Raw genomic sequence first — 667 nt, 5'->3', positions numbered from 1 at the left:
TATGTTTCCAGCTATGGCTATGTGCATGATGAATGAGTGTTTGTTGTGTGAATAGAATGATTGTTGATATGTTGAAAAGACGCTGCGTTGTGATTACAGATTGTCAAAGAGACCGAACAGTTGCGCGTCTATCTTGTCGATGATTTCTGAAAAGTCTTTCGGATTGTGCTCAAAGTCAAGCGCGTCCGCCTCAATGATAAGTTTCTTTCCTTGGTATTTATTGAGGATAAAATCTTCGTAACGTTCGTTTAGGTTGGTGAGATACTCCAGTGGGATGGTCTGTTCGTAGTCTCTTCCGCGCTTTTGGATATGCCCAACCAGGTTAGGGACAGATGAACGAAGGTAAATCATGAGGTCTGGAAGTTTGACAGCCATCATCATAGCCTCGAACAGTTCCATGTAGGTGTTGAAATCTCTGTCAGACAAATGCCCCATATCTCGGTTGTTGGCGGCAAAAACATATACCCCTTCGTATATCGAACGGTCTTGTACGATGGTTTCTTTCGATTGAGCTATATCCAGCAAGTCATGAAAACGTTGCTTCAAAAAGTAAACCTCAAGGTTGAAAGCCCATCGTTCAATGGACCGATAGTAGTCGTCCAAGTATGGATTAACGTCTACCGATTCCAATTTAGGCGTCCACCCATAATGTTTAACCAACATGTTT

Annotated in this window: 1 protein-coding gene; it reads right to left on the bottom strand. The window is 42.4% G+C overall.

The genetic code is table 11. The features are described from left to right. Positions 1–93 precede the first annotated feature (93 nt). Positions 94–663 (bottom strand): deoxynucleoside kinase, encoded by a 570-nt coding sequence (locus HMPREF0650_RS08330; protein WP_050774858.1) that lies wholly within the window; start codon positions 661–663, stop codon positions 94–96. Between the last annotated feature and the right edge of the window lie 4 nt (positions 664–667).

The sequence above is a fragment of the Hoylesella buccalis ATCC 35310 genome (genome assembly GCF_000177075.1).
Taxonomy (GTDB): Bacteria; Bacteroidota; Bacteroidia; order Bacteroidales; family Bacteroidaceae; genus Prevotella; species Prevotella buccalis.
The sequence above is the reverse complement of the archived record's forward strand: the minus strand, read 5'-3'. Positions and strand labels throughout refer to the sequence as shown.